The sequence below is a fragment of the Psychrobacter sp. KCTC 72983 genome (genome assembly GCF_014280455.1).
In the GTDB taxonomy this organism is placed as follows: domain Bacteria; phylum Pseudomonadota; class Gammaproteobacteria; order Pseudomonadales; family Moraxellaceae; genus Psychrobacter; species Psychrobacter pacificensis.
Window position 1 is genome coordinate 1118660 of the sequence record NZ_CP060390.1, and the last position, 19615, is coordinate 1138274.

Consider the following 19615-nt stretch of genomic DNA (forward strand, 5'->3'; position numbering starts at 1 on the left):
CACTGTGCGCAAAAGAATCTTAAGAAATATTCTTATAATAATATTTGAGGTAAGGCAAGCGTGATAGCGATGCCTACTATTAGCCACGTTTAAAGGAGTAAGTCATATGGCACAGGTTTATACCAAAAAATCTTTGAAATCTTTTTTTAGCATCACCTTAATGGCAGCGGCGCTGGGTTTGACAGCGTGTAGCGGTGCAGGCGACGATCCTGATATCAAAGCGCGCCAAGACAGCATGAAAAGCTGGGGCGATGCGATGGGCGTCATGGGTGATATGGTCAAAGCCCCTGATACCTTTGATGCGGCGGTTTTCAAAGAGCAGGCATCATTCTTGGCAGAAGATGCGGCAAACCCTTGGAGTCACTTTGAAAACCAAGAAGCCATGGGCAACGCGACTGAAGCCGTATGGTCAAATGCTGATGGTTTCAGTGCTGAAGCGGACAACTTTCAAAAAGTGACGGCTGAGCTAAATGCTGCTGCACAGTCGGCTACTAGTGTCGAAGACGTCCAGGCTGCCTTTGGTGAAGTGGGTGCAAGTTGTAAATCGTGCCATACCGAATTTAGAGCAAAGAATGACTAACTTTTTGTACTGGCCTAGTATAATCAATCCTAAATAAAACAGATACATTATATATCAAGGTGGAACTGGTCTAAATTTTCCTTACGTGCTGTGCCTACGCTGCTCGATGCTGCGAAAAATTTATCCCAGTCCCACTGTATCGTTTTTATACTGAATTCACTATAATAGTTTGTAGAAAGACAAAAAACCGCCATATCATTGAATATGGCGGTTTTTTATTGCTCAAAAAACATCACGTGAAGACAGCTCTTTGAAATAACGCTCTAAGCAAATTACTCTGTCTCTGCTTTTTTGGCATTATCATCATCATTGTCATCTTGCTGCTTATTTATCTGCTTAACAATAGACTTCACCGAAGGGTCGCTTAGATCTATCGTACGTATGGGGAATGGAATATTGATACCGGCTGCATCCAGCGCTTTTTTGACTTCTACGATGACTTGATGAATAGAAGCGACTTTATTAGCCTGAGTGCCGTTATCAATAAACCAACGTACTGTCAGATCCATAGAAGAGCCGCCAAACCCTGTCGCAATCACGCTTGGCGTCGCTTTTCTCGATACGCTTTCAACTTTATCCAAAGCTTGTAGAATCTCAGCTTTTGCTGTTTCGATATCATCCTCATAACCAATACCGACCGCCACTTGCAAGCGGCGCTGCTTATAAGCGGTATTGACGGTTAATGCCGAGGTATATAGCTCTGAGTTTGGAATAACCACTTGCCTACCATCATAAGTCTTGATGGTCGTTGCACGGATTTTGATATCTTCTACCGTTCCTTCGTAGTCCCCTGAGACGATTTGATCACCGATACGAAACGGCTCTGAGATTAGTAACAAAATACCAGATAATAAGTTTTGAAAAATATCTTTAAAAGCAAAACCAATCGCCACCGAACCAATACCCAGCGCGCCGATTAATTTGGCTGGTGTAAATCCTGGAATAGCAACAACCATGGCGATCATAAAGCCAATAAACAGAATAAGCGCCCCGCCTATGCGCTGAAACACTTTCACCAAGTTTTGATGACGCACGCGCGCGCCTAAGGTTTTATGCACGACTTTTTTGAAAATAATCGACAACAGCCAAAAAATCCCCAACACAATGAGCGCCGCTATAAAATATGGAATGCGCTCGATAAAGCCACTTGCCAAGTCTTGCGTGGTATAGACCACTTGTTGATAGACGGTCACACCATCGGTTAGCGTGTTCGATAGGCGGCTCACGTCAGGGGTGGGCATAAAAGGTTGCTCCTATTGCTGTCTTAGCGCGTGTTTAAGGGGATAAATAAATGAACATCTCACTACTGTTTTGCCAGTTATGACATCAAATCAGCTTGTACGATTTCAATCCAGTAGCCATCAACATCCTTGATAAAGGCGATGTTTTTCATGCTGCCGTCTTCTGGACGTTTTTTAAATTCGACATTGTTTTTGTCAAACCAAGCCACCGCGTCTGCCAAATTGGGCACATTAAAACAAATGTGTCCAAAACCTTGAGGGTCTTGGTTGCCATCGTGATAGCTAAAGTCAGCTTTTGTCTCTGTGCCGTAATTATGGGTCAGTTCCAAAATACCGCGCTGACGGAAAGCAAAAATTTCTAAATCATCACCAGCAGGCAGGTTCTCACGCTCGCTCTCAGTTAGCTTTGCCAAGAAGTACAGATCAAACTCCATATCAGGGAATTTTTTGACCGCCAGCAACGTCATACCCAACACGCCAGTATAAAACGCCAATGACTTGGCAGGATCTTTGACGCGTAGCATGGTGTGGTTAAACGTAAAACCTGTCGTTTGCGTAGAGATTGACTGGACGCCATCTGCACTGATACTGCTCGCAGGCTGTGCGATGGTCGCATTATTATCGTTAGTAGACATAGTTATCCTAAGGTTATTCAAAAAAGAGTGTTATAAATAAGCGAATCACGACTGTCATGATTCACTGCTGTCTCTCAGCATAATAAAAAATGGCAAAATAATTGATAGGGTTTTGTAAGAATATGAACAAAGTATGTTCATGTCTAGATATATATTAGCTGTCTAAGAATCTCACCTTACCTGTCTCTAGGTCATACTCAGCACCCACAACAAGCAGTTGACCACTATTGGTCAAGTCCTCTAGTGCCCGCGAACCATGTCTGAGCTGACTCACTGACATACGCACATTGGCACGGATAGAACGATCAACCAACTCATCGGCATCGACGTCTTGACCATTGGCGGTCGCCAGCTCATGCAAGTTATAGACACTTGGGCGAATGCGATCAACGATCGATTGCAAATTAGGAGAATAGTTCTGATCAGGATTGATCAAGGTCTCAACGCAGGCCGTGACCGCGCCGCATTTTGAGTGTCCAAGGACTACCACCAACTGTGTGCCAAAGGCTTCGGCGGCAAATTCGATTGAGCCAATCTGTGATGGCGCCACCACATTGCCGGCCACACGTATGACAAACAAATCCCCCAAGCCTTGATCAAAGACAATCTCAACAGGTACTCGTGCATCCGAGCAGCCCAAAATAATGGCCAATGGATTTTGATCCTTGACCAATTCTGGGCGACGCTGCATATATTCATCGGTACTGGTGAGACTATCCACGTAACGGGCATTACCTTCTTTTAAAAGCTCAAGGGCTTCTTGACCTGTTGTTGGACGTATATCAGTAGGCATGAGAGATCCTTTATTATCAATAATATGAGAGTTATAAACGGCTTTATATACTTGTATGCAAACATAAATGGGCAGATGACTATTCATACTCACCCATCAGATGCCTTATGTTTGTCAGCCATACCGTGATTGTATAGGAATAGAGGCCAAAAAACGGTAAAAAATTTTGTTTAAATGTCGTTATACACCAACCTATAACTGTAAAAATATAGCCGTAACCATCGCTGCTATGACGGTACGACTCGCGTAACTTATAACGAACTTGCACTGATTTATATCACGGGTTTGTTATAATACGCAGCAATCAGACAGCTATCAGGCAGCAATCAAATCGTGCTTACGCTCTTGCCAGTTTTTTGATGACATCGAGATACCTTGATGGCTGCATTGATTTACTGCTCTGATCTATTGGACGCTTAGGAACAGATATTATGACCGACCCATCGCCAAGCACGCACAAAACCTCTGCGTCACCTCAAAATGACAAGACGTTGCTGCAATTAAATGGTATCAAAAAAACCTACGATCAAACCGAGGTTCTAAAAGACATCAACCTTGATATCAAGCACGGCGAGTTTTTGACCCTGCTTGGGCCCTCAGGCTGTGGCAAAACGACATTACTGCGCTTGATTGCAGGTTTTGAGCAGCCCAATGCGGGGACAATCTATCTAGATGGCGTACAGATGGCAGGCTTATCCGCTGATAAACGTCCGGTCAATACCGTCTTTCAGCAATACGCGTTGTTTCCACATATGAGCGTCGCCCAAAATGTCGCGTATGGATTAAAGCTAAAAAAAGTGCCAAAAGCTGAGATTCAAGCTCGCGTCAGCGAGATGCTGGCCATGGTGCAGTTAGAGCATTTGGCCAATCGCAAACCGCAGGATTTATCTGGTGGGCAGCAGCAGCGCGTGGCGATCGCCCGTGCGGTGATCAATCGCCCCAAGCTATTACTACTCGATGAGCCACTATCCGCGCTTGATCACAAACTGCGTTTGCAAATGCAATCTGAACTCAAGCGTCTGCAACGCGAGCTTGGCATTACCTTTGTATTTGTCACGCATGATCAAGAAGAAGCACTGTCGATGTCTGACCGTATTGCGGTTATGAAGGACGGTAGGTTTCAGCAAATCGGCACGCCTATTGAGATTTATGAAACTCCTGCCAACTTGTTTACTGCCAAATTTATCGGCGAGACCAATCTGTTTAGAGCTGAGGTCAAGGGTGTCTATCCAGACCTTCCAGATCGTGATGGCAACGTGACCAATGGACGCATCGAAGTTGAAGTCTGTGAGGCTCAAGCGCAAGAAGGGCCAACAACGCTACGTAACTTGCGTCGACCCAATTTTGCCAATGATGTACAAGTAGGTGACATCGTTAATTTACTACTTCGTCCTGAAGACTTACGCATATATGATCCAAAAGATAATGAGCATAGCGGACTACTGGGCCGCGTCATCGAAAGTAACTATAAAGGCAGTACGTTAGATTCGATTATTGAATTGGCAAATGGCCATATCATTAAGGCCTCTGAGTTTTTTGATGAAGACGACCCAAGCTTTGATTACAAACTCAACGAAGGCGTCAAAGTCTCATGGGTCGATGGCTGGGAATGGGTATTGCCAGAAGACGCTGACCATACAAACAAGGCGACTGCACAAAAGGGTGGTAGCTGATGGCCCGCAACCACTTAAGCAGCAAAAGTCCGTTTCGTACGGCAACGCTCTGGCTGATCTGGGGTTGGCTACTGATATTTGCGCTATTACCAAACATATTGGTCATCGCGGTCAGCTTTTTGACCCGAGATAGCAGCGCCTTTATTAGCTTGCCTGTCAGTATTGACAGCTATGTGCGCATGGTTGATCCGTTATATTTTGAGGTGTTTGTTCATTCATTATGGATGGCAGGTATCACAACGGTTATCTGTCTACTGCTGGGCTACCCTTTTGCGTGGCTCGTGGCCAAGGTAAAAGTGCGATGGCAGCCGTTACTCATGCTGCTGTTGATCCTGCCCTTTTGGACCAACTCTTTGGTACGTACTTATGCGCTAAAACTGCTCTTTGCGAATAATGGCTTGATTAATAAGTCACTGCTGGCAATCGGTGCCATTGATGCTCCTATCGATATTTTATATACGCAAGGCGCGGTCATTGCTGGTCTAACTTACTTATTATTCCCATTTATGGTACTGCCGCTATATGCGGTGTTTACCGATTTACGCAATGACATGCTATTGGCTTCTCAGGATTTGGGTGCATCAAAAACACAGACCTTTTGGCATGTGGTACTACCACTGACGACGCCAGGGATTATCTCTGGCGTACTGCTCGTGCTGTTGCCTGCGATGGGTATGTTTTATGTGGCGGATATTTTGGGCGGCTCTCGCAACCTACTCGTTGGTAATATCATTAAAAACCAATTCTTAGACGCCCGTGACTGGCCGTTTGGTGCTGCTGCTAGCGTGTTATTGACAGTGGCAATGGCGGTATTATTACTGGCTTATCGCGCCAGTAGTCGCCGCATTGGCAAGACTGATTTTAACGAGGTGGCCTAATGTCTTATTCACGTAAGCTCAAGATTGGCAGGATCGCGGCTAAAGGCTATCTCGGTCTTATTTATACTTTGTTATATCTACCCATCATTGTTTTGGTGGTGATGTCATTTAACAAATCAAAAATTGGCTATAACTGGGGCGGCTTTAGCTTAAAGTGGTACGAATCACTGTTTAACAACCAAGCGATGCTCGATGCGTTTTGGCATTCTATTGTCTTGGGGCTAGTCGCGGCTACCGTTTCGACTCTTATAGGGACGCTCACTGCCCTCGCATTACATCGCTATAACTTTCGCGGTAAAGGCTTACTAAACGGGCTGCTGTTTGTGCTGATGATGTCGCCTGAGATTGTCCTGGCTATCTCATTACTGGCACTGTTTTTATTGATAGGCTTACAGCTAGGCTTTGTGTCTTTACTGATAGCGCATATCACTTTTTGCCTACCCTTTGTTGTGATTACTGTCTTTGCACGCTTGAGCAGCTTAGATGAGCGCTTGATGGAAGCGGCACGCGACTTGGGCGCATCTGAGTCGACGATGATACGTACGGTATTGATCCCCGTTATCTTGCCCGCGGTCATGGCAGGTTGGTTGCTTGCTTTTACTTTATCGCTCGATGATGTGGTGGTATCGACCTTTGTCACAGGGCCTAGTTATGAGATTTTACCGCTGCGTATTTATTCGATGGTGCGGGTGGGTCTCAAACCAGAAGTCAATGCGATAGGTACGTTATTGCTGGTCGCCTCGCTAGTATTGGTGGTAATCTCACAGATATTATTACGGCGACGCTAGACGTTGAAAGCTGGCTAATAGCAGGCACTTGGATAAAAATATTTGAGTTGAATTCACCGATATATTGCTTATAATGAATTTTTCTCACCTTAGCGTTTAGATACTATTATGCTTGAGCTTCGTCATCTTAATACATTAACCGCGCTACGGGCGCATGGCTCACTTGCAGCAGCAGCAGACGAGCTACATGTCACGGCGTCTGCAGTCTCGCATCAGCTCAAAGAGCTTGAGAACTATTACGACGTCAGTTTGGTCAATCGCCGCACGCGCCCGCTTAGCTTTACACCAGCGGGCAAGGCCGTGCTAGCCTTAGCGGATAATATCATGCCGCAAGTCACGCGTACCAAAAACGATCTAAAGCGCTTGGCACATGGTCAAGCGGGCAGGTTACGACTGGCATCAGAGTGTCACAGCTGCTTTGATTGGCTCATGCCGATACTCAATCACTATCGCCGTGAATGGTCAGATGTCGAGCTTGATTTTGCCACGGGCTTTGAGCCTGAGCCGCATCATCTCTTGATGGAAGGCGATATCGATTTGCTTATTACCACCAGTGATTTACCGCTCGACGGTATTAGCTATCAGCCATTGTTTGAGTATGAGAGTCGCTTGGTGCTGTCACCAACGCATGATTTAGCGACGCAAGAATTTATTGAGCCTAATGATTTGGTTAACGAGACATTGATTGCCTATCCGGTAGAAGCCAAACGCCTCGATATCATTGCCAACTTTATGACGCCAGCTCAATTGAGCTTTGAGAGTGTTCGTACCACAGAACTGACCGCGATGCTGATTCAGTTGGTCGCCAGTGAACGTGGCGTAGCGGCATTGCCTGATTGGGTGGTGGCTGAATATGAGAAAAAAGGCTGGGTGGTCTCCCGTCCATTGGGGGACGGCGTGTATTGTCAGCTTTATGCCGCAACGCGCACGGCGAGCCAAGATATGGCTTATATGCAGGGGTTTGCGAGTTTACTTGATGGAATTGTGAAGCCGGTTTAGAGCTTTATTTGTCATAATCACTCTTTATGGGTAAAGGTTCGGTACCCTAGTGAGGACTTGAACAATAGGCTGTCGGCTAATGATATCAACGTTTTAACTCGCTGAAATAATCACAGCGTACTTTAAGGTGTACTTAGCATACATATTCTATCCGTGGTCAGTGTGCTATACAGGACTTGCACTCAATACGTCTATCTCAGCTGCTCACACTGGAATATGGAAAATTAACAATACATTTAACAAGCTGCTACTTGGAAAAATCAGTAAATGAACTTAAATTTTCGTGATTTATCTACCCTTGGAAAGCTATACATTGTTTTTTTAACCTTTATGGTTTTAGTAGGTACTATCTACATGCTTATTGTGATGGATGTAGATAGAAAGTCTGACAAATATCCGGTTGATGAATCAAGTATCTATAGCAGCGAAGGCGTTTTAACACTAAGAGAAACCTATAGTAATGAGTATTGGCTAAACCTAAATAGCAATGGAAGCGACACGATTATTAATTGTTATTTTGGTGCGCGAATGCCTAATGGAAATGGCGGTTGTCGCATACCTTCTGAAAAGATAACTCTCATTCAAGGTAAGGAAGTTACTGTTCATTGGTATAAAATCCCCACATTATATTGATACCACAACCCTTATAAGCAACTCATAAGTATTAGCGCTGATGATGAAATTATTTATCAGATACACAAAGGTAAGAATCAACTTCTCGTAAATGTTGGTCATGCCTACATAATACTTGTGTTATTTGTGGGAAATATCTTAATGTTTTTTGTCATTAGATATTTTATCAAATCCAATTTTGGTGAGTTTAAATAACTTAAACTAGAAAGTCTTTATAACGTATACCCTACAGGAACCACCCAAACAGACCTTATAACTAATTAATGAACTACCTAAAACAGACCTCTATAAAGGAACAACTCAAACCATATCACTAATCAAACAAGTAATATCTAGAGATGCTAAAGTACCAACTTAAACAAATAAAACCCCACAGCAGTCGCCAATAAAGTCAAGCCAACATGCAATCCAATCAATCCTAGCCCTGCCAATACTTTACCCGCACTAATAAAAGTAAATACCTCAGCACTAAAGGTACTAAACGTCGTCAGTCCGCCCAAAAACCCAGTAATCACAAACAGTCTGATATTAGGCGATAAATCGCTACCCATACGCTCAAACCAGACGAGCGCAAGGCCAATCAGCAGACCGCCCAACACATTTGCGCCAAGCGTACCAAGCGGTATCCAGTGATGCAGTGGATTAAAGCGCGCTAAATAGCCACGTAAACACGCGCCTAATGCTGCTCCCAGACCAATAGCAAGCCACTGCATAGACTGTCCTTAGTTCAAATAGGTTTGGTGGACAAAAGGCTCAATTATACGGCTGGCAACTCTGTCATTGGCCAACGCGGGATACAGCTCACTGCCAGATCATCCGTTTGTCCAGCGTTTAGGCGTTCAAATCCGGCATAAGCAATCATCGCGCCATTATCTGTACACAGTGCTGGCGGTGCGTAATGGACGGTAGCATTGATTTTTGCTAGCTCCGTCTCTAGCGTCTCGCGCAGATGTGTGTTGGCACTGACGCCGCCTGCAATGACCAGACGGCTCATACCTGCTTGCTTGAGTGCTTTGACACATTTCTTCACTAAGGTATCGACCACTGCATGCTGGAAGCTCGCGGCGATATCCGCGCGAATGTGCGGATCACTATCAGAGCCAGCAGTGTCTTTAATCAGGTTATGTACCGCTGTTTTCATACCGCTAAACGAAAAGTCCAAACCTCGATGTAGTATCGGTCTTGGCAGTGCGTAAGCATCAGGGTTGCCAGCTTCTGCCAGTTTGGCAACATTAGGCCCACCGGGATAAGGTAAGCCTAGCATCTTAGCCGCTTTATCAAAGCACTCACCCGCCGCGTCATCGATCGACTCACCCAAGATTTCATACTGTCCCACACCATGAGCGGCTATAAGTAAAGTGTGACCACCAGAGACCAACAGCGAAACAAAAGGAAAAGCGGGCGGATTGGCACCCATAAGCGGCGCGAGCAAATGCCCTTCCATATGATGAATACCAATGGCAGGAATATCCAAACCATACGCCAGACTGCGGCCAAATAATGCGCCGGTCATCAACGCACCGATCAGCCCTGGCCCTTTAGTATAGGCAATCGCATCGATGTCGTTTTTACTCATATCACACTGCTCAAGCAGCTCGTTGAGTAAGGGCACGAGCTTACGAATATGATCACGACTGGCAAGCTCAGGTACCACGCCGCCATAGAGCGCATGTAGCTCAATCTGTGAGTACAGTACTTGCCCGACCAACCCTTGATTGTCATTATTGATCTGCTCGCTATCAAAGATCGCCAGCCCAGTTTCATCACAAGACGTCTCTAAACCCAATACCTTCATACTTTTGCCTTTATGCTTTTGTTTTCGGACTATTTTTTGCCGCGTTTTTATTGTATATCACTTTAAAATTTTGAATAGCGAATCAAATCCGCTTCGCACAGCCAGTCATATTTTTAAAATCGATAGTAATAGAAAACGCGCATAAAAAAACCGCCATTGTCAGTCACAATGACGGTCATTTTAACAAATTTCAACGGCTGATATCTTCTATATATACCGTGTCAGTTTACTGACGCCAGCATATAGTCAACAGCGGCTTTGACTTGTGCCTCACTGACACCATTTACTGCTTGTGCTGGCATTTTGTTAAAGCCCTTAGCGGAGTGCATATATAGTGTCTCTTTATCTTTGGTCAAACGAGTCGCCCAAGCGGCTGTGTCACCATACTTCGGTGCATTCAATAAACCCGTTGTATGGCAGACTTTACAGTTTGACTCGTAAAGTTTAGCACCAGCATCTGCAGCGAGCACTTCAGGCTCAGCGACAACAGCAGTCTTTTCTTCAACCACCATGTCGGTAGTCTCAGATTCAGCCATAGGCTCAGGCACCGTAGTTTCGAATTCTGTTGCAACTGTTTCTTCAACACTCGTAGCAGCAGGTTCGTTGGCTGCGCTAGACGCTTCCGTAGTTGCGTTATCACCACTACAAGCGCTCAATACTAATAACACACTCAGACTGATAACAGATAAGCTCAGTCTTTTTATATGCTGCTGTATATCGATCATGACCTTACCTTTATTTGATGCGTCTGTGGCCAAATTTTTTGTAGCAGTTCATAGACTCACAATATTATATTACGAGTCTAATTAAGAGCTTATTCAGCAGGTGTTGCCATATCAGCGCTGTCAGTGGCAGCAGGCGCAGCCGCGGTATCAGCACTCTCTGTGGCTGGGGTTGTCGCGTCTGCCATGCTTGTATCCGCCGTACCTGCTTCAGCAGTGGCATCAGCTTCTGTCCCATCTGCAGCTGTTGCATCCGCCGCTGGCATCGGTGCCGTCTCTGGAAACTCCATGTCTTCTGCTTCAGGGGCGTTTGCGCGTGCCAGCTCAGCCGCTTCATCTACCATATCGATCGCCAACACTTCTTCGTGCTCTTCGCCGCCGCTACAAGCACTCACGCCCGCACCCAAAGCTACGATAAAAGCTGTGCTTAACACCGTGTTCAATACTGTTTTTTTCATTCCAACATCCTCAATAAAATACGCACAAAACGGTTCATAGACCCTACAATATGGGAAATATCATAGCATAAACTCCCACTAAACCGTTATAGACCGTAGGGATTTTTTATTGACACTAAACTTTGTGCTCTAACTCACCTAAAACCTGACAGCTCGGCCTCGATACATTTTAAACAAAGTATAAATAGACAATAAACTGTTAAAATCATTGACTTTGTTGATATTTTTTATTAAAATACCTGCCCTTGCGCCAATGCGTGAGAATTGTCCTAGTTTGAGCTGATGCCTGTAATCTTGAGATATTACGGCTAAATACTAATATACAGCCAAACTAATGCCCTTATATCTCATCCTAATCGAGGAGTCTTCATGCCTGCAGTTAAGGTTAAAGAAAACGAACCAGTTGATATCGCTATCCGTCGTTTCAAGCGCGCTTGTGAAAAAGCTGGTGTATTATCAGACGTACGTAAGCGTGAGTTTTATGAAAAACCAACGCAAGTACGTAAGCGCAAAAAAGCAGCTGCCGTAAAGCGTTATAAGAAGAAGTTACAACGCGAAACTATTCGTACTACTCGTATGTACTAATCAATGATCTGATTAGTTAAGTACCAGTGCTACACTAACGCCACTGTTATCCATCGATATCAGTGGCGTTTTTTATGCTACAATTTTCGTTGTTACTGCTGACGCAATTTTTTATCAAAGCCCGCTCTCAGCAGGTTTTACCCAAAAAAACTTATTAAACAGTACCCAACAAATAGCATTTAACAAACGAATAAGGATAATAGCAGTGAGCCAACTTAAACAGACGTTATCAGACAACATCAAAACTTCTATGAAAGCTCGTGAGCTTGAGCGTGTCAAAATACTGCGCAACGTACAATCAGTGGTCAAACAAATTGAGATCGATCGTCAGACAGAGCTTGATGACGCGCAAGTATTAGAAGTGCTACAAAAGCAGCTCAAACAACGTCAAGAGTCGCTCACTATTTTTACTGAAAATGGCCGTGATGATTTGGCGGCCAAAGAGCAGTTTGAAATTGATATTATCAATGAGTTTATGCCGCAGCAAATGAATCAAGATGAAATCATGGCATTGGTCAATGCGGAAATCGCAGAGCAAGGTGCCACTTCTATGCGTGATATGGGCAGCGTGATGGGTGTACTGAAAAACAAGACCGCTGGTCGTGCTGATCCTGCGTTGATCTCTAAAATGGTTAAAGATGCGCTACAAGGCTAATTTTTCATTTTGGATAGCAAGCCGGCATATGAGCTGCTACTACTGAAAATGATGTTGTCAAGCGCACCTGTTGTTGTACGAAAAACTGACTATTTACAAACCGCCTAAGGCTCAAAGTCTTTGGCGGTTTTTATTGCTTTGATTTCTGCATTGATATTGGCTAGCAATGAGCGCGCACTACTGCTTTGTGCTGTGGCTTGCAGGTTTTCAGTCAATTGCTTGGCCTGCGTCAGTGATGTCAACGCACTCTCATAGCGCCCATTCCAAAGTTGATCATAACTGCGATAACGCAATGCGTTGATCGTTGCAATATTAGCCAGTTGTGGTGACGTTGCGGTTTTAGCGAGCTTTTCATTAGCAAGCTGCAAACTTTGCCATGCATAGCGATCGCTTGGTTGTTGCTCTGTGAGTGGTTTTAGCAGTACTTGTGCCCTTAATGGCTGATTGCTATTGGTCAGTGCTTCCGCCAAATACAGACGCAAGTCACGGCGCTCAGGATAAAGACGCTGCTGACTCTCTAAAATATCTGCCGCTTGTTGCCATTTGCCTTGTTCGCTTAAAAGCTGACTATAAGTAATCGATAGTAAAGGTTCTAGGCTTTGACGCTGCGTATTTGGGAGTTTATTAATCTGTGCCAATACCTCATTAGCCTCTTCGATGCGCTGCTGTTCTCCGTACCAACTCACTAAGGCAAGTTTGGCACCCAGACTATTTTTAGCAGCGGTTGTGAGCGTCACTTCAGAAGCATGTTTGCCAGTAACTTGTACACGCCAATAGAGCAAATCAAACAAGGCTTGATGGCGCTGCTGCTGGCTCAATGACAGTGTGGGATACTGCCCAGCACGGCTCTGCGACTCACTCAGTCGCTCATCACTGAGCGGGTGCGAGCGCACAAAGCTTGGTAAAAAGCGATTTTCAACCTGATTGAGCTGGCTTTGTTGATTCATCGTGGCAAAAAACCGTGGCATTGCCCGAGGGTCATAGCCTGCCTGAATCATGATTTGCATCCCTACTCGGTCGGCCTCGCGCTCGTTGTTACGGCTAAAAGCCATGCTGCTATTCATAGAAGCTGTCTGGCTACCCGCCATTACAGCCGCCGCCGCATCACCATCGACTGCTGATGCGGCAATCGCAGCCAACATACCGCCTACTTGCATCAGTAAGGCTTTTTTGCGCTCGTCTGCGCTGTGCTCATAGTGACGTTGACTGATGTGCGCGACTTCATGGGCGATGACACTTGCCAGCTCATCCATACTTTTGGCGGCCAATATCGTCCCTGTATTGATCCCGATGACTCCACCAGGTGCCGCAAAAGCATTGATGCTGGGATTATCAAGAATAACTAAGCCAAGTGGTGCTTGCTGACGGGCTTGCGCATTCAATCGCCATGTCATGTCTTTTACCGTTTCTTGCACCCAAGGGTCGTGCTCCATTTTGACCCGACCATTGATGTTCTGTAATGACCACTCACCCAGCATTTTATTTTGGTATTGCTCGGCAAAGCTCAGTCCTTGCCCGCGCAAATTGGGTAGCTCTAACGATTGTGACTCTACTGTTTGCCATGAATGATTGGCAAATGGCATAGCTTGGCTATCATCACCATCCTTGCTATGAGCACTTGTAGCAATTACCAGCAGTGTCACTGACAGTCCGATTTTGATACTATTTGAAAAAGATAAAACCACAGAGTTGCGGCTATCTGTTTGCCCGAATAGTTTAGATAGCGAGCTTTCCGACAGCTTATTCATCGAATGGCTGGTGGCTTTAATAAGTCGTGGCGGTCTATTAGCGTGGTACAAATTCGTATCCTATCAGATTGTTGACGACGTCTTTTCGACTATACGAGCTTGTTTGTATAAGGTCAATTCTACTATGTGCTTAGCTACCAATCACTCAGCCACCCGTCACGATTGTGCAACATGACTGTGTGATTCTAATGAACCGAACATGGCGTTGATTATATTCAAATGCAATTATACATCGGCTATTTGGTATAATGGTTAAACACAATAATAGTAAGCTCATGGTTGCCGTAAATAGATTGACGATATTCAAAAATAATTGTTAGAGCCTTTTTTGATAAAGAAACCGAAATACTGATACTTGTAAGGTTTGTATTATGTCCGCTGATAGCCAATTACCCATCAAACGTGCATCACACTCTATTTACTTATCAGCGAGCTTATCCGATCCAGAACAGCAAGAGATCAATCATCTGTTAGACTTGTTGCCAGTAGAGAATGGTGGCCCAGATGTTGGCACTGAGACGAAAATAGATGAAGAGCAACCTTTACTAAATATCAAGCGTTTCGTCGACGGTCGCGGGCTTGCATGCCCAATGCCACTGCTGAAAACCAAGGTTGCGTTACGCGATGTAGCCGCTGGTGACTCATTATATGTGGTCGCGACGGATCCCAACTCACAAGCTGATATCACAGCGTTTTGTCGTCAGAGTCAGCAAACACAAACGAGCGACTACTTAGCGTTAATCGTCAACGAAGTTACTGATTTGTCAGGCAATAGCACATCATTGCAGCGTTTCGCTACAATATATCACTTCATCATTACCAAAACTGATAGCAACTAAACGCTGCTGTCCTTTACAATTACAACTATAGAGATTTTTATCTGACTATTTGCTTAACTATTTAACCAAGGTCAAGAATATGGCTACTACTACTTCTGATGCTGCGAATGCGAATAAAAAAGACAGCACAGCTCCTATAAAAAACGATGCGCGCGATGCGGCACTAAAAGCCGCAGCTCAGCGCCCACCTTATGATGCCAGTACATTAGGCAATACCAGTACGCGCGATTTGGTGCCAGCAATGCCAACCCATTTGGCAGCGCCGGGGGTTAATCTGGGCGCCTACATCAATACTGTGCATCAAATTCCGATCTTAACGCCTGTACAAGAGCAAGAATTGGCCCATCGCTATTATGATGAGGGCGATGTTGAGGCAGCGCGTCTGCTGGTGATGTCGCATCTGCGCTTTGTCATTCATATTGCGCGCAGTTACTCAGGTTATGGTTTGCCTCAAGCCGACTTAATTCAAGAAGGTAATCTTGGATTGATGAAGGCGGTCAAACGTTTCGATCCGAATAAAGGCGTGCGCTTGGTGTCTTTTGCCGTACATTGGATCAAAGCTGAAATTCACGAATTTGTCATCCGTAACTGGCGTATCGTAAAAGTCGCGACCACCAAAGCACATCGCAAGTTATTCTTTAATTTACGTAGTTTAAAGAAAACCAATAATCAGCTCACGCTAGAAGAAGCAGACGCGATTGCCAAAGATTTGAATGTCACGCGAAAGCAAGTGCTCGAGATGGAGTCGCGTCTGACCTCTTATGACGCCTCATTTGAAGCGCAATCCAGCGACGATGATGACGGTCGCTATGCACCGCAGCTGTTTTTGGAAGATGGCATTGACCCAGCTGAGCAGCTAGAAGAAGAAGACTGGGAAGAAAATAACTCGTCTGCCCTCATCGCGGCTATGGGGACATTGGACGATCGCTCACGTGATATCGTCGAGCAGCGCTGGCTCTCTGAGCAAAAATCCACTTTGCACGAGCTGGCCGCGGTTTACTCTATATCCGCTGAACGTGTCCGTCAGATCGAAAAAAACGCGATGGACAAAATCCGCGATGCCATGACCATTGATAGCGTGATTTTACCTGATGATATTCAATAGCATCAAAAAAAGACGAGTGTTGTCATGTTAAATTGGATCGGTATTGCCGCGATTAATATGGCCATCGCTGTCGCTTTGGGTGCATTTGGTGCGCATGGTTTGAAGGGCGTCGTAAATGTGCAACAACTTGAATGGTGGCATACTGCGACGCTGTATTTGTTCATACATGCGCTGGGTCTATTAGTTGTGGGCTTACTGATACGCTTAAAATATACCACTCAAGCTACGGCTTGGTTATTGCAAACCGGTATTATTATATTTGCCGGTAGTCTATATGCCATGACGCTTGGAGCACCGCGCTGGTTTGGCGCGATTACGCCCATTGGCGGGGTTCTTATGATTGCAGGTTGGTTATGGCTTGCTATCTCTGCATTTCGACTTGAGAACTCAATGGATTAATCCATTCTACTCATACTGCCGAAGATTGATTGATATTATGAGTATAGATACAAATAGTCGCCTATAAGATTCAAAGCACCTATATTGCGACTAATACTTATAGGACCGTTACTACAAGGAATCTCAAATTATTAAGGAGGATTTTATATGAGCACCATTAGTGTTAATGGTAAAAACTTACAAACCACTCATCAGACAGTGCAATTAGTCATCAATGAACTTGGACTCAGTCAAGGACGCTATGCCGTTGAAGTAGATGGTGAGCTAACACCAAAGAGTGAGCTGGCTCAATTGCGTATTGTAGAAGGTATGAATATAGAAGTCGTACAGGCTGTGGGCGGAGGCTAATTTTTATATTTCAGTCTATCATTAGTTTTTATTAATTATCAAGTCTTAACCGCATCATTAGAGACGTACTAAAAAAGACCTCAACGTGTCAAACGTTCGAGGTCTTTTTTCTTTTATAGATCACCAATGAATGAAATAGCTGTTTGTCAAATTTCTTATTTTTTAGTTCGTTCAGACGCTCTTGATGATCTGATTACCCACTTAATCAACGTTATTCAAACCTATGATTAAGCTGCTGGTACTGCTTCAGCAGGCGTGGTGTCTTGATAGCGCTCATCACGCCCAGCACCCTGAGTCTTTTTGCGCTCTTGACGGGTCTTGTACTTACGTACTTGTCTATCAAGTTTGTCTGCCATCTCATTAATGGCTTTATACATATCATCTTCTAAGGCTTGGACAAACATTTCTTGACCTGAGACGCGCATAATTGCTTCAGCTTTATGGCTTTTTTTACCGCCATCACTTGCGCCACTATTGTCTAACGATAATATCACTTTAATACTCTGTATCTGATCAAAGTGTCGCTCTACTTTTTCAAGCTTTTCACGAACTGCTGTGTCCATAGCTTCGGTAACACTGATATGGTGACCACTGATAGAAACATTCATATTATTGTCCTTGTATTTGTAACTTACATTCAACAGATGAAGTCGCATTCCTGCTCTTATCATCCTGCCTTACCAATAATCTATCTAATGCCTCTAGTAAGATTTCGACGTATCCTTTTATCGTCTCCTTTATTCATTACAAGTAAGTACTATAGATTGGCACTTAGATTTCGTTGTTGGTATGACTCTAATTTGTCATGAAAGAGGGATAGTAGCAAGACGTTAAATTGTAATTAAGTGTAACAATAGCTGTTGTCTCCATCATGTTTCTATATAATCAAAAAATTTTATTTTTTATATCTTGCCACAGAAATATCAATGATTACTCAAAATTGTTGCAGATGGCTGTATTTAAACGATTAATACTTCTGTTTGCGCTGAGTAGATGAGCCAATATTCATGGCTTCACGATATTTGGCAACAGTTCTTCTGGCAATATCGATACCATCTGCCAATAATTCTTTTTGAATACGGCTATCCGATAGCGGTTTTTTGGGATCTTCATCAGCGATGAGCTTTTTAATCATGGCACTAATGGCCGTTGATGAGATATCGCCATCCGAACTGCTGACGTGAGAAGAAAAAAAGTGCTTTAGTGAAAATAGTCCTTGCGGTGTCAAAATCGTCTTACTGGTCGTAAGACGTGAAACGGTGGACTCGTGTAGATTTACTTCTTCTGCGATTGCCTTTAGAATAAGTGGTTGCATGGCCGTTGCACCGTGCTGCAAAAACTCCTGCTGATAACGCACAATGCTAGTGGCTACCTTTAATAGGTTTTGATTGCGCTCCTCAATACTGCGGATAAAGAGGCGCGCATCGGTGAGGTTTTCACGCAGATATTGGTTGTCCGGACTGTCATCACCGCGTTTGACTAAATTGGCATATTCTTGATTTACTCGCAGCTTCGGCAAGGTGTCAGGATTGAGGCGTACATGCCAACCGTCTTCTAATGCCTCAGTATTGGCAGTGGCTTTACGACTCCTAATGGGTGTGACTAATACATCTGGAATGTCGTAACTGTCGGGCTGCTGGGTATAATCAGGCTGGTTGATCTGAAAGAGTAATCCGGGTGAAGGGTTTAAGGTGCGCAGTAAGTTAAGCGCAGGGGTGATGTTCTCAGGAGCAAGGCCTGTCCGTTCAGTCAGCGCTTTGATATTGTTGCTCACCAAAAGCTCGCCGGCTGTTAGCAGCGCTTTTGCTTCTTTGAGATATGCAGTATTGGCGTCTAGCTTGGATAACTGAATCGCTAGGCACTCACTCAAATGACGTGCGCCAACGCCAATCGGATCGCAAGATTGGATCATACGCAATACGGCCATGACCTCGTCGTACTCAACGCGTTCATCCCACTGATAAAAGTTGGCCATGGTATCAAAGCTCTGTAGCAGCTCATCGATATCAATTCGTATGAATCCCATGTCATCCATAGAGTCCATCAAATACTCTGCAATCAGGGTGTCCGCTTCTGATAGGCGCTTAAAGTTGAGCTGCCAACGTACGTGATCTTGGATAGTCGACGAAGTACCGCCCTGATAACTATCAAAATCCTCATCCGCTCTACTGCTACCAGAACCTGTGGAGGCAGAAGCATAGTTACCTGTATCAAAGCTGCTGGCATCGAAGCTATCCGTCTCAAAACTGCTATCACTATCCATCGCTCCATCATCAATACGAGATTGCTGCAGTTTCTCCCAGCTGTCAGTGCTATCATCACCATAGTCTGTATGGTTATCAGATCCTGCGCTAGATGCGTCACTGCTGCTTTGGTTCCAGCTATCAAGTGTTAATGACTCGCTTAGCTCATCTGCTCTATCGTCACGGTTATTCTCGTACTCGTCATCATCCTCTTCGATACGTTCAAGCAGCGGATTACTATCCAGTTTGGCTTGAACCTCTTGTGCGAGCTCAAGACTAGAGAGCTGCAGCAATTTAATGGCTTGCTGCATTTGCGGTGTCAGTTTTTGTGAGGTGCTTAGCGTGCTCGCCAATCCGAATGACATACTCATGGGCGGCTTATTACACTCCAGTCTTGGTCATATTGTATTTATTTTGCCAATTAAGGCGATGATGTCACCTTAACAGGACATGACGATAGCATTTTTTATCACAATTTTGCTACGTTAATTTATATCC

General features: G+C 44.6%; 22 protein-coding genes. 12 read left to right on the top strand and 10 right to left on the bottom strand.

From position 1 onward, the window contains the following. The first annotated feature begins 106 nt into the window (after positions 1 to 106). A complete protein-coding gene (locus tag PSBA01_RS04725) occupies positions 107 to 580 on the top strand; it encodes a c-type cytochrome (protein WP_186475199.1) in 474 nt (157 codons plus the stop codon). A gap of 272 nt (positions 581 to 852) precedes the next feature. Here the strand turns inward: PSBA01_RS04725 and PSBA01_RS04730 are convergent, their stop codons facing one another. The 3 genes from PSBA01_RS04730 to PSBA01_RS04740 all read right to left on the bottom strand — a co-directional run bounded on the left by PSBA01_RS04730 (position 853) and on the right by PSBA01_RS04740 (position 3249). Then, positions 853 to 1821 carry a mechanosensitive ion channel family protein gene (locus tag PSBA01_RS04730; protein ID WP_186475200.1) on the bottom strand — a complete coding sequence of 323 codons (969 nt, stop codon included), beginning with the start codon at positions 1819 to 1821 and terminating at the stop codon, positions 853 to 855. A 77-nt stretch (positions 1822 to 1898) separates the two neighbouring features. After that, a complete protein-coding gene (gene gloA, locus PSBA01_RS04735) occupies positions 1899 to 2456 on the bottom strand; it encodes a lactoylglutathione lyase (RefSeq protein ID WP_186475201.1) in 558 nt (185 codons plus the stop codon). Between the two features lie 154 nt (positions 2457 to 2610). Beyond that, positions 2611 to 3249 (bottom strand): carbonic anhydrase, encoded by a 639-nt coding sequence (locus PSBA01_RS04740; protein ID WP_058025641.1) that lies wholly within the window; start codon positions 3247 to 3249, stop codon positions 2611 to 2613. A gap of 431 nt (positions 3250 to 3680) precedes the next feature. On the opposite strand from PSBA01_RS04740, the gene potA reads away from it, so the two are divergent. The 5 genes from potA (at position 3681) to PSBA01_RS04765 (ending at position 8220) form a co-directional block, all read left to right on the top strand. Then, positions 3681 to 4922 (top strand): spermidine/putrescine ABC transporter ATP-binding protein PotA, encoded by a 1242-nt coding sequence (potA, locus tag PSBA01_RS04745; protein ID WP_186475202.1) that lies wholly within the window; start codon positions 3681 to 3683, stop codon positions 4920 to 4922. Then, on the top strand, positions 4922 to 5800 hold the full coding sequence (gene potB, locus PSBA01_RS04750; RefSeq protein WP_186475203.1) for a spermidine/putrescine ABC transporter permease PotB: 879 nt from the start codon (positions 4922 to 4924) through the stop codon (positions 5798 to 5800). Before potA ends, potB begins: the two co-directional genes overlap by 1 nt. Then, positions 5800 to 6588 (top strand): spermidine/putrescine ABC transporter permease PotC, encoded by a 789-nt coding sequence (gene potC, locus PSBA01_RS04755; RefSeq protein WP_186475204.1) that lies wholly within the window; start codon positions 5800 to 5802, stop codon positions 6586 to 6588. Before potB ends, potC begins: the two co-directional genes overlap by 1 nt. Positions 6589 to 6696: 108 nt before the next feature. Then, positions 6697 to 7587: a LysR family transcriptional regulator gene (locus tag PSBA01_RS04760; protein ID WP_186475205.1), complete on the top strand. Its 891-nt coding sequence runs from the start codon at positions 6697 to 6699 to the stop codon at positions 7585 to 7587. A 267-nt stretch (positions 7588 to 7854) separates the two neighbouring features. Next, positions 7855 to 8220, top strand: coding sequence for a hypothetical protein (locus PSBA01_RS04765; RefSeq protein WP_186475206.1), 366 nt, complete (start codon positions 7855 to 7857; stop codon positions 8218 to 8220). Positions 8221 to 8561: 341 nt separating this feature from the next. On the opposite strand, the gene PSBA01_RS04770 is transcribed toward PSBA01_RS04765, so the two are convergent. From PSBA01_RS04770 to PSBA01_RS04785, 4 genes are all read right to left on the bottom strand, one after another. Next, positions 8562 to 8933, bottom strand: coding sequence for a CrcB family protein (locus tag PSBA01_RS04770; RefSeq protein ID WP_186475207.1), 372 nt, complete (start codon positions 8931 to 8933; stop codon positions 8562 to 8564). Positions 8934 to 8977: 44 nt separating this feature from the next. Further along, the gene (gene tsaD, locus PSBA01_RS04775; RefSeq protein WP_186475208.1) at positions 8978 to 10015 is read right to left on the bottom strand and encodes a tRNA (adenosine(37)-N6)-threonylcarbamoyltransferase complex transferase subunit TsaD; all 1038 of its coding nucleotides are present in this window, start codon (positions 10013 to 10015) and stop codon (positions 8978 to 8980) included. Positions 10016 to 10236: 221 nt separating this feature from the next. Continuing rightward, entirely contained in the window at positions 10237 to 10740 is a 504-nt protein-coding gene (locus PSBA01_RS04780; protein ID WP_186475209.1) for a c-type cytochrome, read from the bottom strand. An 89-nt stretch (positions 10741 to 10829) separates the two neighbouring features. Beyond that, a complete protein-coding gene (locus tag PSBA01_RS04785; RefSeq protein WP_186475210.1) occupies positions 10830 to 11195 on the bottom strand; it encodes a hypothetical protein in 366 nt (121 codons plus the stop codon). Between the two features lie 369 nt (positions 11196 to 11564). Between PSBA01_RS04785 and rpsU the strand changes: the two genes are divergently transcribed. Together rpsU and PSBA01_RS04795 are read left to right on the top strand one after the other, a co-directional pair. After that, a complete protein-coding gene (gene rpsU, locus PSBA01_RS04790) occupies positions 11565 to 11780 on the top strand; it encodes a 30S ribosomal protein S21 (RefSeq protein ID WP_010195908.1) in 216 nt (71 codons plus the stop codon). 205 nt (positions 11781 to 11985) lie between these two features. Continuing rightward, on the top strand, positions 11986 to 12435 hold the full coding sequence (locus tag PSBA01_RS04795) for a GatB/YqeY domain-containing protein (RefSeq protein ID WP_058025631.1): 450 nt from the start codon (positions 11986 to 11988) through the stop codon (positions 12433 to 12435). A 104-nt stretch (positions 12436 to 12539) separates the two neighbouring features. Here PSBA01_RS04795 and PSBA01_RS04800 read toward each other — a convergent pair whose 3' ends face one another. After that, the gene (locus PSBA01_RS04800; protein ID WP_228724641.1) at positions 12540 to 14234 is read right to left on the bottom strand and encodes a M48 family metalloprotease; all 1695 of its coding nucleotides are present in this window, start codon (positions 14232 to 14234) and stop codon (positions 12540 to 12542) included. Between the two features lie 320 nt (positions 14235 to 14554). Here PSBA01_RS04800 and PSBA01_RS04805 point away from each other — a divergent pair, with 320 nt between their 5' ends. The 4 genes from PSBA01_RS04805 (at position 14555) to thiS (ending at position 16874) form a co-directional block, all read left to right on the top strand. Then, positions 14555 to 15022, top strand: coding sequence for a sulfurtransferase TusA family protein (locus PSBA01_RS04805; RefSeq protein WP_075105723.1), 468 nt, complete (start codon positions 14555 to 14557; stop codon positions 15020 to 15022). Between the two features lie 241 nt (positions 15023 to 15263). Beyond that, a complete protein-coding gene (gene rpoH / locus PSBA01_RS04810) occupies positions 15264 to 16127 on the top strand; it encodes an RNA polymerase sigma factor RpoH (protein ID WP_201587611.1) in 864 nt (287 codons plus the stop codon). A gap of 24 nt (positions 16128 to 16151) precedes the next feature. Continuing rightward, positions 16152 to 16526 carry a DUF423 domain-containing protein gene (locus PSBA01_RS04815; RefSeq protein ID WP_071002422.1) on the top strand — a complete coding sequence of 125 codons (375 nt, stop codon included), beginning with the start codon at positions 16152 to 16154 and terminating at the stop codon, positions 16524 to 16526. A 147-nt stretch (positions 16527 to 16673) separates the two neighbouring features. After that, a complete protein-coding gene (gene thiS, locus PSBA01_RS04820) occupies positions 16674 to 16874 on the top strand; it encodes a sulfur carrier protein ThiS (RefSeq protein WP_058025626.1) in 201 nt (66 codons plus the stop codon). Between the two features lie 227 nt (positions 16875 to 17101). Here the strand turns inward: thiS and hpf are convergent, their stop codons facing one another. Further along, positions 17102 to 17482, bottom strand: a complete 381-nt coding sequence (gene hpf / locus PSBA01_RS04825) for a ribosome hibernation-promoting factor, HPF/YfiA family (protein ID WP_071002423.1) — start codon at positions 17480 to 17482, stop codon at positions 17102 to 17104. A gap of 359 nt (positions 17483 to 17841) precedes the next feature. Further along, entirely contained in the window at positions 17842 to 19488 is a 1647-nt protein-coding gene (gene rpoN / locus PSBA01_RS04830; protein ID WP_186475211.1) for an RNA polymerase factor sigma-54, read from the bottom strand. Positions 19489 to 19615: the final 127 nt, after the last annotated feature.